13 protein-coding genes are annotated in these 14,792 nt (G+C 68.7%); 11 read left to right on the forward strand and 2 right to left on the reverse strand.

Features of this window, described 5'->3' with window-relative positions; all coding sequences use genetic code 11:
• Positions 1 to 109 precede the first annotated feature (109 nt).
• Entirely contained in the window at positions 110 to 1,501 is a 1,392-nt protein-coding gene (gene mgtE, locus OCH7691_RS08565; protein WP_085882931.1) for a magnesium transporter, read from the forward strand.
• A gap of 11 nt (positions 1,502 to 1,512) precedes the next feature.
• On the opposite strand, the gene OCH7691_RS08570 is transcribed toward mgtE, so the two are convergent.
• Positions 1,513 to 2,406 carry a LysR family transcriptional regulator gene (locus OCH7691_RS08570; RefSeq protein ID WP_085882933.1) on the reverse strand — a complete coding sequence of 298 codons (894 nt, stop codon included), beginning with the start codon at positions 2,404 to 2,406 and terminating at the stop codon, positions 1,513 to 1,515.
• A 110-nt stretch (positions 2,407 to 2,516) separates the two neighbouring features.
• On the opposite strand from OCH7691_RS08570, the gene OCH7691_RS08575 reads away from it, so the two are divergent.
• The 5 genes from OCH7691_RS08575 to OCH7691_RS08595 are packed head-to-tail and all read left to right on the forward strand — an operon-like array spanning position 2,517 to position 7,106.
• Complete coding sequence (locus tag OCH7691_RS08575; protein ID WP_085882935.1) at positions 2,517 to 3,002, forward strand: PaaI family thioesterase; 486 nt, start codon at positions 2,517 to 2,519, stop codon at positions 3,000 to 3,002.
• A complete protein-coding gene (locus OCH7691_RS08580) occupies positions 2,999 to 3,463 on the forward strand; it encodes a PaaI family thioesterase (protein WP_085882936.1) in 465 nt (154 codons plus the stop codon). Before OCH7691_RS08575 ends, OCH7691_RS08580 begins: the two co-directional genes overlap by 4 nt.
• 60 nt (positions 3,464 to 3,523) lie before the next feature.
• On the forward strand, positions 3,524 to 4,696 hold the full coding sequence (locus OCH7691_RS08585; protein ID WP_085882938.1) for an isovaleryl-CoA dehydrogenase: 1,173 nt from the start codon (positions 3,524 to 3,526) through the stop codon (positions 4,694 to 4,696).
• Positions 4,697 to 4,745: 49 nt separating this feature from the next.
• On the forward strand, positions 4,746 to 5,933 hold the full coding sequence (locus tag OCH7691_RS08590; protein ID WP_085882940.1) for an acetyl-CoA C-acetyltransferase: 1,188 nt from the start codon (positions 4,746 to 4,748) through the stop codon (positions 5,931 to 5,933).
• A gap of 36 nt (positions 5,934 to 5,969) precedes the next feature.
• Positions 5,970 to 7,106: an acyl-CoA dehydrogenase family protein gene (locus OCH7691_RS08595; protein WP_139839591.1), complete on the forward strand. Its 1,137-nt coding sequence runs from the start codon at positions 5,970 to 5,972 to the stop codon at positions 7,104 to 7,106.
• A 37-nt stretch (positions 7,107 to 7,143) separates the two neighbouring features.
• Here the strand turns inward: OCH7691_RS08595 and OCH7691_RS08600 are convergent, their stop codons facing one another.
• On the reverse strand, positions 7,144 to 7,929 hold the full coding sequence (locus tag OCH7691_RS08600; RefSeq protein WP_085882942.1) for an SDR family NAD(P)-dependent oxidoreductase: 786 nt from the start codon (positions 7,927 to 7,929) through the stop codon (positions 7,144 to 7,146).
• 93 nt (positions 7,930 to 8,022) lie between these two features.
• Here OCH7691_RS08600 and OCH7691_RS08605 point away from each other — a divergent pair, with 93 nt between their 5' ends.
• Genes OCH7691_RS08605 through OCH7691_RS08625 form a run of 5 tightly spaced genes read left to right on the forward strand, consistent with a single transcriptional unit; the run spans position 8,023 to position 14,780 of the window.
• Positions 8,023 to 9,630, forward strand: a complete 1,608-nt coding sequence (locus tag OCH7691_RS08605) for a carboxyl transferase domain-containing protein (protein WP_085882944.1) — start codon at positions 8,023 to 8,025, stop codon at positions 9,628 to 9,630.
• A gap of 25 nt (positions 9,631 to 9,655) precedes the next feature.
• The gene (locus OCH7691_RS08610) at positions 9,656 to 10,459 is read left to right on the forward strand and encodes an enoyl-CoA hydratase/isomerase family protein (protein WP_085882945.1); all 804 of its coding nucleotides are present in this window, start codon (positions 9,656 to 9,658) and stop codon (positions 10,457 to 10,459) included.
• An 11-nt stretch (positions 10,460 to 10,470) separates the two neighbouring features.
• A complete protein-coding gene (locus OCH7691_RS08615; RefSeq protein WP_085882946.1) occupies positions 10,471 to 12,492 on the forward strand; it encodes an acetyl/propionyl/methylcrotonyl-CoA carboxylase subunit alpha in 2,022 nt (673 codons plus the stop codon).
• Positions 12,493 to 12,495: 3 nt separating this feature from the next.
• Positions 12,496 to 13,407, forward strand: a complete 912-nt coding sequence (locus tag OCH7691_RS08620) for a hydroxymethylglutaryl-CoA lyase (protein WP_085883574.1) — start codon at positions 12,496 to 12,498, stop codon at positions 13,405 to 13,407.
• Positions 13,404 to 14,780: an SLC13 family permease gene (locus tag OCH7691_RS08625; protein ID WP_176244969.1), complete on the forward strand. Its 1,377-nt coding sequence runs from the start codon at positions 13,404 to 13,406 to the stop codon at positions 14,778 to 14,780. The genes OCH7691_RS08620 and OCH7691_RS08625 overlap by 4 nt, the downstream gene beginning before the upstream one ends.
• Positions 14,781 to 14,792 lie beyond the last annotated feature (12 nt).

A 14,792-nucleotide genomic window follows, 5' to 3' on the forward strand; every position in this document is an offset into this window, starting at 1 on the left:
AATCGGCTAGGTTTCGCCGGCACTGGCCGTGCGCGGCCCGTATAGTGCATCATCCTGGACAACCGGGGCGCCCCCGCGCGTGCCCGCCCGACGACTGAGGACGCTGGCCATGAGCGAGACGCCGACCGTCGACGCCGAAGTGCGCCCGGAAGCCGAAGACCAGAGCGAAACCTTCGACCGCATGATGCGGGAGGTTTCCGACCTGCTCGAACGGCACGACATGGCCGGCCTCGTCGACTATGTCCAGGAACTCCATTCCGCCGACATCGCCGACCTGATCGAGCAGCTGCATTCGGACGAGCGGGCGACCTTCATCGCCGCGACCCGGGGCATCCTGGACGCCGAGGTGTTCATCCATCTCGATGAGATCGTCCGCGACGAGGTCCTGGAATATCTCCGGCCGGAGGAACTTGCCGCCGTCGTCAGCGAACTCGATACCGACGACGCGGTCTATCTGATCGAGGACATGGACGAGGCCGACCAGCGCGAGGTGCTGGCGGCGGTCACCCCGGAAGACCGGGCGGCATTGGAGGAAGGTCTCGGTTACGGCGAGGACACCGCCGGCCGACTGATGCAGCGCGACCTGATCTCGGTGCCGGAATTCTGGACCATCGGCCAGACGATCGACTATCTGCGAGAAACCGACGACCTGCCGGACGAGTTCTACGAGATCTTCGTCGTCGATCCGCGCCACCGGCCGATCGGCAGCGTGCCGCTGAACCGGGCGATGCGCTCGAAGCGGCCGGTCCGGATCAGCGAGATCATGGAGGCGGAGCCGCGCATCATCCCGGTCGACATGGACCAGGAAGAGGTCGCCTACATCTTCAAGCAGTATCGCCTGACCTCGGCCCCGGTGGTCGACGCGACCGGGCGGCTGATCGGCGTGATCACCGTCGACGACGTGGTCGAGATCATCGAGGAGGAGGCCGGCGAGGACATCCTCAGGCTGGCCGGTGTCGCCGACGACGACCTGTTCGATACCGTGCTCTCGACGACCCGGACGCGCTTCACCTGGCTGCTCGTCAATCTCGGCACGGCGGTGCTCGCCTCGATCGTGATCGGCCTGTTCGACGCGACCATGGAACAGGTGATCGCGCTCGCCGTGCTGATGCCGATCGTCGCCTCGATGGGCGGCAATGCCGGCACCCAGACGCTCACCGTGACGGTCCGCGCCATCGCGACCCGCGACCTGACCAGCGCCAACGCGCTTCGCCTGCTCAACAAGGAATTCCTGATCAGCCTGATCAACGGCGTCCTGTTCGCGGTGCTTGTCGGCCTCGTCGCCTGGGCCTGGTTCGGCGTGCCGCTGCTCGGCGGGGTGATCGCGCTGGCGATGATCATCAACATGGTGATCGCGGGGATCTCCGGGATGCTGGTGCCGATGGCGCTCGACCGGCTGAACATCGACCCGGCGATCGCCTCCAGCGTCTTCGTCACCACGATCACCGATATCGTCGGCTTCTTCGCCTTCCTCGGCCTCGCGGCGCTCGTCCTGCTTTAGGTTTGCGCGCGCTACCGTGCCCAGCCGAGCCGGGCCGAGGCACCGTCGCCGTCGGCGGTCCAGTCGTGGCTGGTGGCGAACAGCCGGAAGCTTTCCAGCACCGGCGTTGGCCGGCCGTGCCATCGCAGGCTGACCGTGCGCCCGAAACTGGGCTCGGCAAGCGCGACGAGCCGGACCCCCGGGTGGCGATACAGGTCGGGAACGAGGACGACGCCGAGGCCGGCCGCGACATGGCGGAGGGCCTTCTCGTCTGAATCCGTGCGGCAGACGATGCGCGGGCGGATGCCGCGCCTGATCAGTTCCCGCGTGACCTCGCCCAGGCAGTCGCAGTGGCTCCGGACGATGCTCGCCACATGGTCGAGGTCCTCGAGGGTGATCGCGCTCCGGCCGGCGTAGGGCCCGTCCGCGGCCGTCGCCAGCATCAGCCGCCAGCGGAACAGCGCGACGCCCTGGCCGTCCGGGGCTGGGCCGGTGCCGATCGCCGCGTCGATGCGCCCCTGCGCCAGCCAGCCGGCGAGGTCGTCCTCGCTGCCATCGCGGATCACCAGCTCGTCCTTGGGCTCGGCCTCGCGATAGTCCCGGAGCAGGGGGGCGAGACGCTCGGCCGGCAGCGAGCGGCCGATCCCGAGCCGGAGCCGGCGGCGCGGTGCCTCGGGCAGCATGTCGGCCTTGGCGGCGTTGCATTCGGCGATGATGGTGCGCGCCCGGGGTAACAACGCGCGGCCCGCGTCGGTCAGCGCGATCCCCTTGCGGCCGCGCAGGAACAGCACCTGGTCGAGCGCATGCTCGAGCTTCTTGATCCCGGCCGACAGCGTCGGCTGGGTGACGAAGACCCGCTCGGCGGCCTTGGAGAAGGAGCCGGTCTCGACCACGGCGAGAAAGTAGCGAAGCTGATAGAGATCCATTCATAGAAGATATCTATTTCGCATATTGAAAGAAACGATTATGTCTATGGATACGGGGCGCATACTATCCGCCGGTTCGCGACTGCGCGGACGGGGGAGAGGAGACGGCCATGACCGCGAGCGCCCACGAGCCAGCTGAACCGGACTACGCCGAGCGGGTCCGGGCGAGCTTCGGCCGCCAGGCCTTCATGACCCTGATCGGGGCCGAGATCGCGACGGTCGAGCCGGGTTTCGTCGAGATCCGCCTGCCGTTTTCCGAGCGCGTGACCCAGCAGCATCTCTATTTCCACGGCGGCGTCACCGGCGCGATCGCCGATTCCGCCGCCGGCTACGCGGCGTTCAGCCTGTTCGCCGCGGACGAGGCGCCGCTCACCTCCGAGTACAAGATCAACCTGCTGGCGCCGGGCGACGGCGAGGCGCTGGTGGCGCGCGCCCGCGTGCTCAAGCCCGGTGCCTTCCTGAATGTCTGCCGCGCCGATGTCTTCGCGGAACGGCAAGGCGGGGAGGTCCACGTGGCGACGGCGCTGATCACCATCGTCCGGATGAAGGGGCGGCGCGACGAGACCGTCCTTGGCGGCCAGGAGCGCGCCGCATGAGCGCCGCCGGCACCGCGAGCGCGGCGATGACGCCACGCAACCCGGACTACGCGGCGGATGTGCGCGCGGTCTTCGCGAGCCAGGCTTTCCTGCAGCACCTGGGCGCCGAGATCGTCGCATTGGCCCCCGGCAGTTGCGAGCTTCACCTGCCCTACCGGGAAAGCTGGTCGCAGCAGCACGGCTTCTTCCATGGTGGTATCATCACCACGCTGGCCGACAACGCGGCCGGGGCGGCAGCCTTCACGATGATGGAGAAGGGCGCCTACGGCGTTACCGCCGACATCAAGATGAGTTTCCTGGCCCCGGCAAAAGGCGAGCTGTTGATCGCCCGCGCCCGGGTGGTGAAGCCCGGCCGCAGCCTGACGGTGGCCGAGGCCGACGTCTATGTCCGGGCGGCCGATGGCGCGGAGCGGCATGCGGCGACCGCCCTGGTGTCGCTGGTCGGCTCGCGCCTCGGCTAGGCAGGGGCGGCCTGTTGCGCTAAATCAGATATCCCGGAAGCGGGCGGAAGGACCGAAGACATGATCCCCAATCAGTATCCCGGCCTCAATTTCGATCTCGGCGAGACCGCCGACATGCTGCGCGACACGGTGCGGAGCTTCTCCGACGACGAGATCGCGCCGCGTGCCGCCCAGATCGACGAGAGCAACGATTTCCCCGCCGACCTCTGGGAGAAGATGGGCGCGCTCGGCATTCTCGGCGTCACCGTCGAGGAGGAGTACGGCGGCGCCGCGATGGGTTACCTGGAGCATTGCGTCGCCATGGAGGAGGTCAGCCGGGCCTCCGCCTCGGTCGGGCTTTCCTACGGCGCCCATTCCAATCTCTGCGTCAACCAGATCCGCCGCAACGGCCGGGACGAGCACAAGCGCCGCTACCTGCCGAAGCTGATTTCCGGCGAGCATGTCGGCGCGCTGGCGATGAGCGAGCCCGGCGCCGGTTCCGACGTCGTCTCGATGCGCCTCAAGGCGGAGAAGAAGGGCGACCGCTATATCCTCAACGGCAACAAGATGTGGATCACCAACGGCCCCGATGCCGACGTCCTGGTGGTCTACGCCAAGACCAAGCCCGATGCCGGTCCGCGCGGGATCACCGCTTTCCTGATCGAGAAGGGTTTCAAGGGCTTTTCCACGGCGCAGAAGCTGAACAAGCTCGGCATGCGCGGCTCCAACACCTGCGAGCTGGTGTTCCAGGATTGCGAGGTTCCGGCCGAGAATATCCTCGGCCAGGAGCACGAGGGCGTGCGGGTCCTGATGAGCGGCCTCGATTACGAGCGCGCCGTGCTCGCGGCCGGCCCGATCGGCATCATGCAGGCCTGCATGGATGTCGTCGTGCCCTACATCCACGAGCGCCAGCAGTTCGGCAAGCCGATCGGCACCTTCCAGCTGATGCAGGGCAAGATCGCCGACATGTACACCACGATGAACGCCGCCAAGGCCTACGTCTACGCGGTCGCCAAGGCCTGCGACCGCGGCGAGACGACCCGCAAGGACGCCGCCGGGGCCATTCTCTATGCCGCCGAGAAGGCGACCTGGATGGCGCTGGAGGCGATCCAGGCGCTCGGCGGCAACGGCTACATCAACGATTATCCGACCGGGCGCCTTCTGCGCGACGCCAAGCTCTACGAGATCGGCGCCGGCACCTCGGAGATCCGCCGCATGCTGATCGGCCGCGAGCTGTTCGAGGAATCGGTCTGAGGCGCACCCATATCCTTTCATGCCGGGGCACGGCAGCAGGAGAAGACAGATGGACAAGGATTCAATCGTAATCGTCGGCATGGCGCGCACGCCCATGGGCGGCTTCCAGGGCGACCTGGCGCCGCTCACCGCGTCGGAGCTCGGATCCGCCGCGATCCGCGCCGCGCTCGGCCGGGCCGGGGTCGCGGCCGAGGATGTCGGCGAGGTCGTCATGGGCTGCGTTCTGCCGGCCGGCCAGGGCCAGGCGCCGGCCCGCCAGGCCGGTTTCGGTGCCGGGCTGCCCGAGGCGGTCGGCGCGACCACGATCAACAAGATGTGCGGCTCGGGCATGAAGGCGGCCATGTTCGGCCACGACCTGCTGCGCGCCGGCAGCGCCGACATCGTCGTCGCCGGCGGCATGGAGAGCATGACCAACGCTCCCTACCTGTTGCCGAAGGTGCGCGGCGGGCTGCGCCTCGGCCATGGCGAGGTCAAGGACCACATGTTCCTCGACGGTCTCGAGGACGCCTATGACAAGGGCCGGCTGATGGGGACCTTCGCCGAGGAAACGGCGACCCATTACCAGTTCACCCGCGACGCCCAGGACGCCTACGCGATCGAGTCGCTGCGGCGCGCCAGGACCGCCACCGAGGACGGCAGCTTCGCCGGCGAGATCGTCGGCGTCACGGTGCAGACCCGGAAGGGCGAGGTCACCGTCGACAAGGACGAGCAGCCGCTGAAGGCGAGCCCGGAGAAGATCCCGACGCTGAAGCCGGCCTTCGCGAAGGACGGCTCGGTGACGGCGGCCAATTCGTCGTCGATCTCCGACGGCGGCGCGGCGCTTGTGATGATGCGCCAGTCCGAGGCGGAGCGTCGCGGCCTGACGCCGATCGCCCGCATCGTCGGCCATGCCGGCCATGCCCAGGCGCCGGCCTGGTTCACGACCGCGCCGATCGGCGCGATCGGCAAGCTGATGGAGAAGACCGGCTGGTCGAAGGACGACGTCGATCTCTACGAGGTCAACGAGGCGTTCGCCGTGGTCGCCATGGCGGCGATGAAGGATCTCGGGCTCGATCATGATCGCGTCAACGTCCATGGCGGGGCCTGCGCGCTCGGCCATCCGATCGGCGCATCCGGGGCCCGCATCCTGGTCACGCTGATCGCGGCGCTGCAGAAGAACGGCCTGAAGCGTGGCGTCGCCAGCCTGTGCATCGGTGGCGGCGAGGCAACGGCGATGGGCGTCGAACTGATCCACTGATCGGCGCGATCCGCCGCACGGCAAAGGGGGACGGGAATGATTCTCAGCGAGGAACAGCGCATGGTCCAGGCGATGGCGCGGTCCTTTGCCGTCGATCGTCTCGTCCCCGGCGCCGCGGAATGGGACCGGGCGGGAGTCGTCCCGCCCGAGGTCCTGAAGGAAATGGGCGGCCTCGGCCTGATGGGCATGTGCGTGCCCGAGGAATGGGGCGGCGCCGGCGCCGATCTGCTGACCTACACGGTGGCGCTCGAGGAGATCGCGGCCGGCGATGGCGGCGTCTCGACGATCATGAGCGTCAATAATTCGCCGGTCGCGGCGGCACTGATGAAGGCGGGCTCGAGCGAGCAGAAGGATCGCTTCCTCCGCCCGCTGGTCGCCGGTGAATGGCCGGGCGCCTTCTGCCTGACCGAGCCGCAGGCCGGTTCCGACGCCGGCGCGCTGCGCACCCGGGCGAAGAAGGCCGGCAACCGCTATGTCCTGAACGGCACCAAGCAGTTCATCACTTCCGGCTCGACGGCCGGCGTCGCGCTGGTCTTCGCGGTCACCGATCCGGAGGCCGGCAAGCGCGGCATCAGCGCCTTCGCGGTGCCGACCGACCAGCCGGGCTATATCGTCGCCGGCACCGAGAAGAAGCTCGGCCAGCGCTGTTCCGACACCTGCCAGATCGTCTTCGAGGATTACGAGGCGACGCCGGACATGCTGCTCGGCGAGGAGGGCGAGGGCTATCGCATCGCGCTTGCCAACCTCGAGACCGGGCGGATCGGCATCGCCGCCCAGAGCGTCGGCATGGCGCGCGCAGCGTTCGACCATGCGCTCGCCTATGCCGGCGAGCGGCAGAGCTTCGGGACGGCGATCATCAATCACCAGGCGGTCAATTTCCGGCTCGCCGAGATGGCGACGGAAATCGAGGTCGGGCGCCAGATGCTGCGCCATGCGGCGAGCCTCAAGGATGCCGGCGAGCCCTGCCTGAAAGAGGCGTCGATGGCCAAGCTCTATTGTTCGGAAATGGCCGAGCGGGTCTGCTCGAAGGCGCTGCAGACCTTCGGCGGATACGGCTATGTCGCCGATTTCCCGGTCGAGAAGATCTATCGCGATGTCCGGGTCTGCCAGATCTACGAGGGCACGTCCGACATCCAGAAGCTGGTGATCGGCCGCGCCATCGTCGCGGCCTGACCCGGCGGCGACGATGGCAGACCGGACAGAGCGCGCCCTAGAACAGGAAGTAGCCGCCGTCGATGAGGAAGGTGTCGCCGGTATGGTAGCTCGACGCCGTGCTCATGATGTAGACGGCGATGGCGCCGAAATCCTCGGGCTGGCCCCAGCGCCGGGCCGGGATGCGCGGCTTGACGGCGGCGGCGAACTTGTCCCAGCCGAAGGAGCGCTCGGTCATCTCGGTCTCGATCCAGCCGGGCAGGATCGCGTTGGCGGTGATCTGGTGGCGCGCCAGTTCGACGGAGAGCGCCCGGATCATCGAGATCAGGCCGCCCTTGGTGGCCGCGTAATGCTCGTTCCTGGCGGCCCCGGAAATCGCCGCGAGCGAGGCGGTGCCGACCAGCCGGCCGAAGGCGTCGCCGTTCGCGGCGCGCTCGGTCATGTGGCGGGCGGCGGCGCGCAGCGTGTAGAAGGCGCCGTCCATGTTGATCGACATGACACGTCGCCATTCCTCGGTCGTCATCTCGGTGAAGCCGGCGTTCTTGCCGGAGCTGACGCCGGCATTGGCGAAACAGCCGTCGACCCGGCCGAAGCGTTCCACGGTCTCGGCGAAGGTGCGGTCGACCGCCGCCTCGTCGGAAACGTCGCAGCGCATCGCCGCGGTCTTCGTGCCATGGGCGGCGAGTTTCTCGAGCGCCGCGGCGTTCTTCGCCTCGCTGGTGCCCCAGATGCAGATGTCGGCACCGGCCTCCGCCATCGCCTCCGCCATCGCCAGCCCGATGCCGCCGTTGCCGCCGGTGACGAGCGCGACCCGCCCGCTCAGATCGAACGCCTTGTAGGCCATGTCTTCCGTTTCCCTCGAAGTTACGATTGCCTCTCCGCTTTTCGGCGGCGGGCCGTATCATAGCCGCTCGAACGGTCTTAGAAAGAGTCCCCGATGACGATCCTGAAATCCGCGCTCAACAGCCGCGCCCCCGCCTTCCGCGAGAACGAGAAGTCGATGCGTGCCCTGGTCGCCGATCTTCGCGAGGCGGTCGCCGAGGCCAAGCAGGGCGGCGGCGAACGCAGCCGCGCCCGCCATCTGAGCCGCGGCAAGCTGCTGCCGCGCGACCGGGTCAAGACGCTGCTCGATCCGGGTTCGCCGTTCCTCGAACTCAGCCAGCTCGCCGCCAGGGGCCTCTACGGCGGCGACATCCATTCGGCCGGTGTGATCACCGGCATCGGCCGGGTCTCGGGCCGCGAATGCGTGATCGTCTGCAATGACGCCACGGTGAAGGGCGGCACCTATTACCCGATGACCGTGAAGAAGCATCTCCGGGCCCAGGAAGTGGCGCGCGAGAACAAGCTGCCCTGTCTCTACCTGGTCGATTCCGGCGGCGCCAACCTGCCGAACCAGCAGGACGTCTTTCCCGACCGCGAGCATTTCGGGCGGATCTTCTTCAACCAGGCCAACATGTCGTCGGAAGGGATCGCCCAGATCGCCGTGGTCATGGGCTCCTGCACCGCCGGCGGCGCCTATGTCCCGGCGATGTCGGACGAGAGCATCATCGTCCGCCGCCAGGGCACGATCTTTCTCGGCGGCCCGCCGCTGGTGAAGGCGGCGACCGGCGAGGAAGTCTCGGCCGAGGATCTGGGCGGGGCCGACGTGCATTCCCGGACCTCCGGCGTGACCGACCATTACGCCCAGGACGACGCCCATGCGCTGGCGCTGGCCCGCCGCATCGTCGGCAACCTGAACCGGCCGAAGCGGCTCGACGTCGAGGTCCGCGCGCCGAAGCCGCCGCGCTACGACCCGGAAGAGATCTACGGGCTGATCCCGACCGACGTGCGCCAGCCCTACGACGTGCGCGAGGTGATCGCCCGGCTGGTCGACGATTCCGAGTTCGACGAGTTCAAGAAGCTCTACGGCACCACGCTGGTCACCGGCTTCGCCCATATCCACGGCTATCCGGTCGGCATCATCGCCAACAACGGCATCCTGTTCTCGGAAAGCTCGCTCAAGGGGGCGCATTTCATCGAGCTCTGCTGCCAGCGCCGGATCCCGCTGGTCTTCCTGCAGAACATCACCGGCTTTATGGTCGGCCGGAAATACGAATCCGGCGGCATCGCCAAGGACGGCGCCAAGCTGGTCACCGCGGTCGCGACCGCGAAGGTGCCGAAATTCACCCTCATCATCGGCGGCTCCTTCGGGGCCGGGAACTACGGCATGTGCGGCCGCGCCTACAGCCCGCGTTTCCTCTGGACCTGGCCGAACAGCCGGGTCTCGGTGATGGGCGGCGAACAGGCGGCGAGCGTGCTGGCCACCGTCCACGGCGACGCGCAGAAGGCCCAGGGCAAGCCCTGGAGCGATGCCGACCGCGACGGCTTCATGGCGCCGATCCGCGCGCAGTTCGAGGTCGAGAGTCACCCCTATTTCGCGACCGCCCGGCTATGGGACGACGGCATCGTCGACCCGGCCGACAGCCGCGATGTGCTCGGGCTCGGCCTTTCGGCCGCCCTCAACGCGCCGATACCGGAGACCCGGTTCGGCGTCTTCCGGATGTAAAGAAGAGACCAGGGAGTAAGCGATCATGTCAGGTGAACCGGTCATCCTGCACTGCACACCGGAAGGCGTCGCCACGGTGACGCTCAATCGTCCGGAGGTGCACAACGCCTTCAACGACGAGGTGATCGAGAAGCTGACGGAGATCTTCGAGGATCTCGCCAACCAGAGCGGCATCCGTGTCGTCATCCTGGCGTCCGGCGGCAAGAGCTTCTCGGCCGGTGCCGACCTGAAATGGATGCAGCGCGCGGCGGAGTACCTGGACGAGGACAACCTGGAGGACGCGCGCGGCCTTGGCCGCCTGCTGAAGTCGCTCTACACGATGGACAAGCCGACCATCGCGCTGGTCCAGGGCAGTGCCTATGGCGGCGGGCTCGGTCTCGTCGCCGCCTGCGACATCGCCGTGGCGGTGCGAAGCGCCAGTTTCGCCCTGACCGAGGTCCGCCTCGGCCTGATCCCGGCGGTGATCTCGCCCTATGTGGTGCAGGCGATCGGCGCCCGTGCGGCGCGGCGCTATTTCCTGACCGCCGAGCCGATCGCCGCGGATCGCGCCTACGAGCTCGGGCTGGTCAGCGAACTGGTCGACGACGTGCACCAGCTCGCCGAGGTCCGCGACCGCCTGGTGGCGCGGATCTTCCAGGCCTCGCCGGCGGCCATCGCCTCCTCGAAGGAGCTGATCTTCGCGGTCGCCGAGAAGCCGATCGACGACCATGTCATCGACGATACCGCCCATCGCATCGCCGAGGCCCGTTCGCTCCCCGATGGCAAGGAGGGCGTCTCGGCCTTCCTCGGCAAGCGGCGGCCGAACTGGTGGGTCGAGATGGAAAGCTGACGGAGCAAAACGTGTTCAGCAAGATCCTCATCGCCAATCGCGGCGAAATCGCCTGCCGGGTCATCCGCACGGCGCAGCGTCTCGGCATCGCGACCGTGGCCGTCCATTCCGAGGCGGACGCCGGTGCCCGGCACGTGGCGCTGGCCGACGAGGCGGTCCTGATCGGCCCGGCCGCTGTCGGCGAAAGCTACCTGAAGGGCGAGCGCATCCTGCAGGCGGCGAAGGCGACCGGGGCCGAGGCGATCCATCCGGGCTACGGCTTCCTGTCCGAGAATGCCGCCTTCGCCGAGGCCTGTGCGGCCGCCGGGATCGCCTTCATCGGCCCGCCGGCCGCGGCGATCCGCGCGATGGGGCTGAAGGACGCCGCCAAGGCACTGATGGAGAAGGCAGGCGTCCCGGTCGTTCCGGGCTATCACGAGGAGAACCAGGATCCGGCGGTGCTCGCCAGGGCCGCCGCGGAAATCGGCTACCCGGTGCTGATCAAGGCGGTCGCCGGCGGCGGCGGCAAGGGGATGCGCCGGGTCGATGACGCGGCCGGCTTCGCCAGCGCGCTGGAAGGCGCCATGCGCGAGGCGGAATCCGCTTTCGGCGACAGCCGCGTGCTGATCGAGAAATACCTGACCCGGCCCCGCCATATCGAGATCCAGGTGTTCGCCGACAGTCATGGCCGGGCGGTTCACCTGTTCGAGCGCGACTGCTCGCTGCAGCGCCGCCACCAGAAGGTGGTCGAGGAGGCGCCGGCCCCGGACATGCCGCTTTCGATGCGCGAGGCGATGGGCGCGGCGGCGGTGCGCGCGGCCGAGGCGATCGGCTATGTCGGCGCTGGCACCATCGAATTCATCGCCGACGTGTCGGACGGCCTGCGCGATGATGCCTTCTATTTCATGGAGATGAACACTCGGCTGCAGGTCGAGCATCCGGTGACCGAACTGATCACCGGGCAGGACCTTGTCGAATGGCAGCTCCGCGTCGCCGACGGCGAGCCGCTGCCCCTGGCCCAGTCCGACCTGGCGATCCGCGGCCATGCGATCGAGGTCCGGCTCTATGCCGAGGATCCGGCGCGCGGCTTCCTGCCGCAGACCGGTACCCTGCTGCGCCTTCGCCTGCCGGAGGACAGCGCTCATGTCCGGGTCGATTCAGGCGTGGTCGAGGGCGACGCCATCACCCCCTTCTACGATCCGATGATCGCCAAGCTGATCGTCTGGGACGAGGATCGCGCCTCGGCCCTTCGCCGGCTTGCCCAGGCGCTCGGCGAAACCGAGATCGCCGGCCTGGCGACCAACCTGGGCTTCCTCGGCCGGGTCGCCCGCCATCCGGCCTTTGCCGCCGGCGAACTGGACACCGGCTTCATCGGCCGGCTGGAGGCGGACCTGCTGCCGCCGACCGGCGAGCCGGCCCCGACTGCCTATGCCCTCGGCGCGCTCTATCTCCTGCTCCGGCGCAAGGCGGCGGCGCGCGCGCTGGCGCTGACCGGCGCCGACCCCTGGTCGCCCTGGGCGGCCGGCAATGGCTGGCGGCTGAACGACGAGGGACGGGGCGGCTATCGGTTCCTGACCGACGACAGCGTCTGCGACGTCACGGTCCTCTATCGCCGTGACGGCGGCTACCGGATCGGCGTCGGCGAGCATCATTTCGAGGCCCGTGGCACGCTGGACGACAGCGGCTCGATGATCGCCGTGCTCGACGGCATCCGGCGCCGCGCCGCGGTGACCGACAATGCCGGCCGGCTGACCGTGACCTGGGGCGGGACGACTGAGAGCTTCCGGGTTCACGATCCGCTCGACGTCGAGGCGGAGGAGGAGGCCGGTGGCGCGCTGGTCGCGCCGATGCCGGGCAAGGTGATCAGCCTCGTTGCCAGCGCCGGCGCGGCGGTGGAGAAGGGCATGCCGCTGTTGATCCTGGAGGCGATGAAGATGGAGCACACCATCGTTGCGCCCGCGAATGGCCGGGTCGCGGCCTTCCACTACGAGGCCGGCGACCAGGTCGACGAGGGCGCGGTGCTGCTCGATTTCGACATCGACGGGGAGGACTGAGCGATGGCCTGGCCGACGCGCGTCCGGATGTTCGAGGTTGGCCCGCGCGACGGGTTGCAGAACGAGAAGCAGGAGGTCTCGCCGGCGGTCAAGGCCGAGCTGGTCGACCGGCTGGTCGCGGCCGGGATCGGGACCGTCGAGGCGGCGAGCTTCGTGTCGCCGAAATGGGTCCCGCAGATGGCCGGCAGTGCCGAGGTGATGGCGGCGATCCACCGGGTGCCGGGCGCCCGCTATACCGCGCTCACCCCGAACATGCGGGGCTTCGAGGCGGCCCGCGAGGCAGGCGTTGACGAGGTCGCGGTCTTTGCCGCCGCCTCCGAGGGCTTCTCGCGCAAGAACATCAACTGCTCGGTCGCCGAAAGCCTCGAGATGTTCCGCCCCGTGGTCGAGGCGGCGAAGGCTGCCGGGCTGCCGGTCCGGGGTTATGTCTCCTGCGTGCTCGGCTGCCCCTTCGATGGCGACGTCCCGCCCGGCGACGTGGCCCGCGTGGCCGCCGCGCTGTACGGGATGGGCTGCTACGAGGTCAGCCTCGGCGACACCATCGGCGTCGGCACCCCGGCGAGGGCCCGCGCGATGCTGGAGGCGGTCGCCGGCGACATCCCGGTCGAGAAGATCGGCGTCCATTATCACGACACCTACGGACAGGCGCTCGCCAACATCCTTGCCAGCCTCGAGTTCGGCATCGCGACGATCGACAGTTCGGTGGCCGGGCTCGGCGGCTGTCCCTATGCGCCGGGCGCGACCGGCAACGTCGCGACCGAGGATGTCGTCTACATGCTCGACGGTCTCGGCATCGAGACCGGCATCGATCTCGAGGCGCTGGTCCGCACCGCCTGGTGGATTTCCGATCGCCTGGGTCGCCCGCCGGTATCGCGGGTCGCACGGGCCATGAAAGCGAGACTGGACCAGGCGTGAGAGTAGGCTTACCGGGCGCGCTTTCCGCGCTCAGCATTCTGGTCGCGGTCTGGTTCTTCGTCGCGCCGCCGGACGGGCTGCCGCCTGAGACCGCGCGCGCCTTCGGCCTGTCGCTGGCCGCCATCGGCTTCTGGGCGACCGGCTCGCTGCCCGAGCATATCACCGTCATCGGTTTCTTCCTGGCGGCGATGCTGCTCGCCGTCGCGCCGCCGGACGTGGTCTTTTCCGGCTTCACCTCGTCGGCCTTCTGGCTGGTTTTCGGCGGCATGTTGCTCGGCGCCAGCATGGGCCATACGGGGCTCGGCGCACGGATCGCCGGCCGCCTCGCCGGCCTGCTCGGCGGCACCTACGGCGGCGCGGTCGCAGGCATGATCGCGGCCGGGATCGGCCTTGCCTTCCTGATGCCGTCGACCATGGCGCGGCTGATGCTGCTGCTCCCGATCGTCAACGCGCTTGCCGAGGCGATGGGCTTCGAACGCGGCAGCCGCGGCGCGACCGGCCTGACCATGGCGACCGCGGTCGCCTCCTTCCTGCCGGCCTTCGCGATCCTGCCGGCGACCGTGCCGGCCCTCGTCCTGATGGGGACCAGCGAGACGCTGTTCGGCATCCAGCAGATCTACGGCACCTATCTGTTCACCCATTTCCCGGTGCTGGGCGTGCTCAAGTGCCTGCTCATCTGGCTCATCGTCATGACGCTGTTCCGGACCCCGGCGGTGAGCCGCGCGGAACCGGCCGCCGCCGGCCCGATGAGCCGGGCGGAAAAGCGCCTCGGGATCGTCCTTGCGCTCGCCCTCGGCTTCTGGCTGACCGATTTCCTGCACGGCATCTCGCCGGCCTGGGTGGCGCTCGGCGCGGGTTTCGTCTGCCTGCTGCCGGGCACCGACCTGCTGCCGAAGGATGTCTTCACCAGCCGCATCAATTTCGCCCCGCTGCTCTATGTCGCCGGCATTCTCGGGCTCGGCGGGGTGGTTGCCTATTCCGGCGTCGGCGGCCTGCTGGCCGAGAGCATCCTCGGCGCCGGACTGCTCGCGCCGGGTGCCGATGCCCAAAATTTCGCCGTCATCGCGGCGGCCGCGGCCGGGCTCAACATGGTCGCGACGATTCCCGGGTCGGCGGCCGTCATGACGCCGCTCGCCGGCGAGTTCGCGGCCGCCTCGGGGCTCTCGATTTCCGCCGTCTTCGTCATGCAGATGTCCGGCTTCTCGACCCTGCTGCTGCCCTACCAGGGTGCGCCGGTGGTCGTCGCCATGCAGCTCAACCAGGTGAGCCTCGGCGACGCGGCGCGGGTCACGGTGACGCTGGCGCTCTGCAGTGTGCTGATCCTCTGGCCGCTGCAATATCTCTGGATGGTCCTGCTCGGCCTGCTGGCCTGACTGGACCGGGAC

This window comes from Oceanibacterium hippocampi (assembly GCF_900172325.1).
GTDB classification, from domain to species: domain Bacteria; phylum Pseudomonadota; class Alphaproteobacteria; order Sneathiellales; family Sneathiellaceae; genus Oceanibacterium; species Oceanibacterium hippocampi.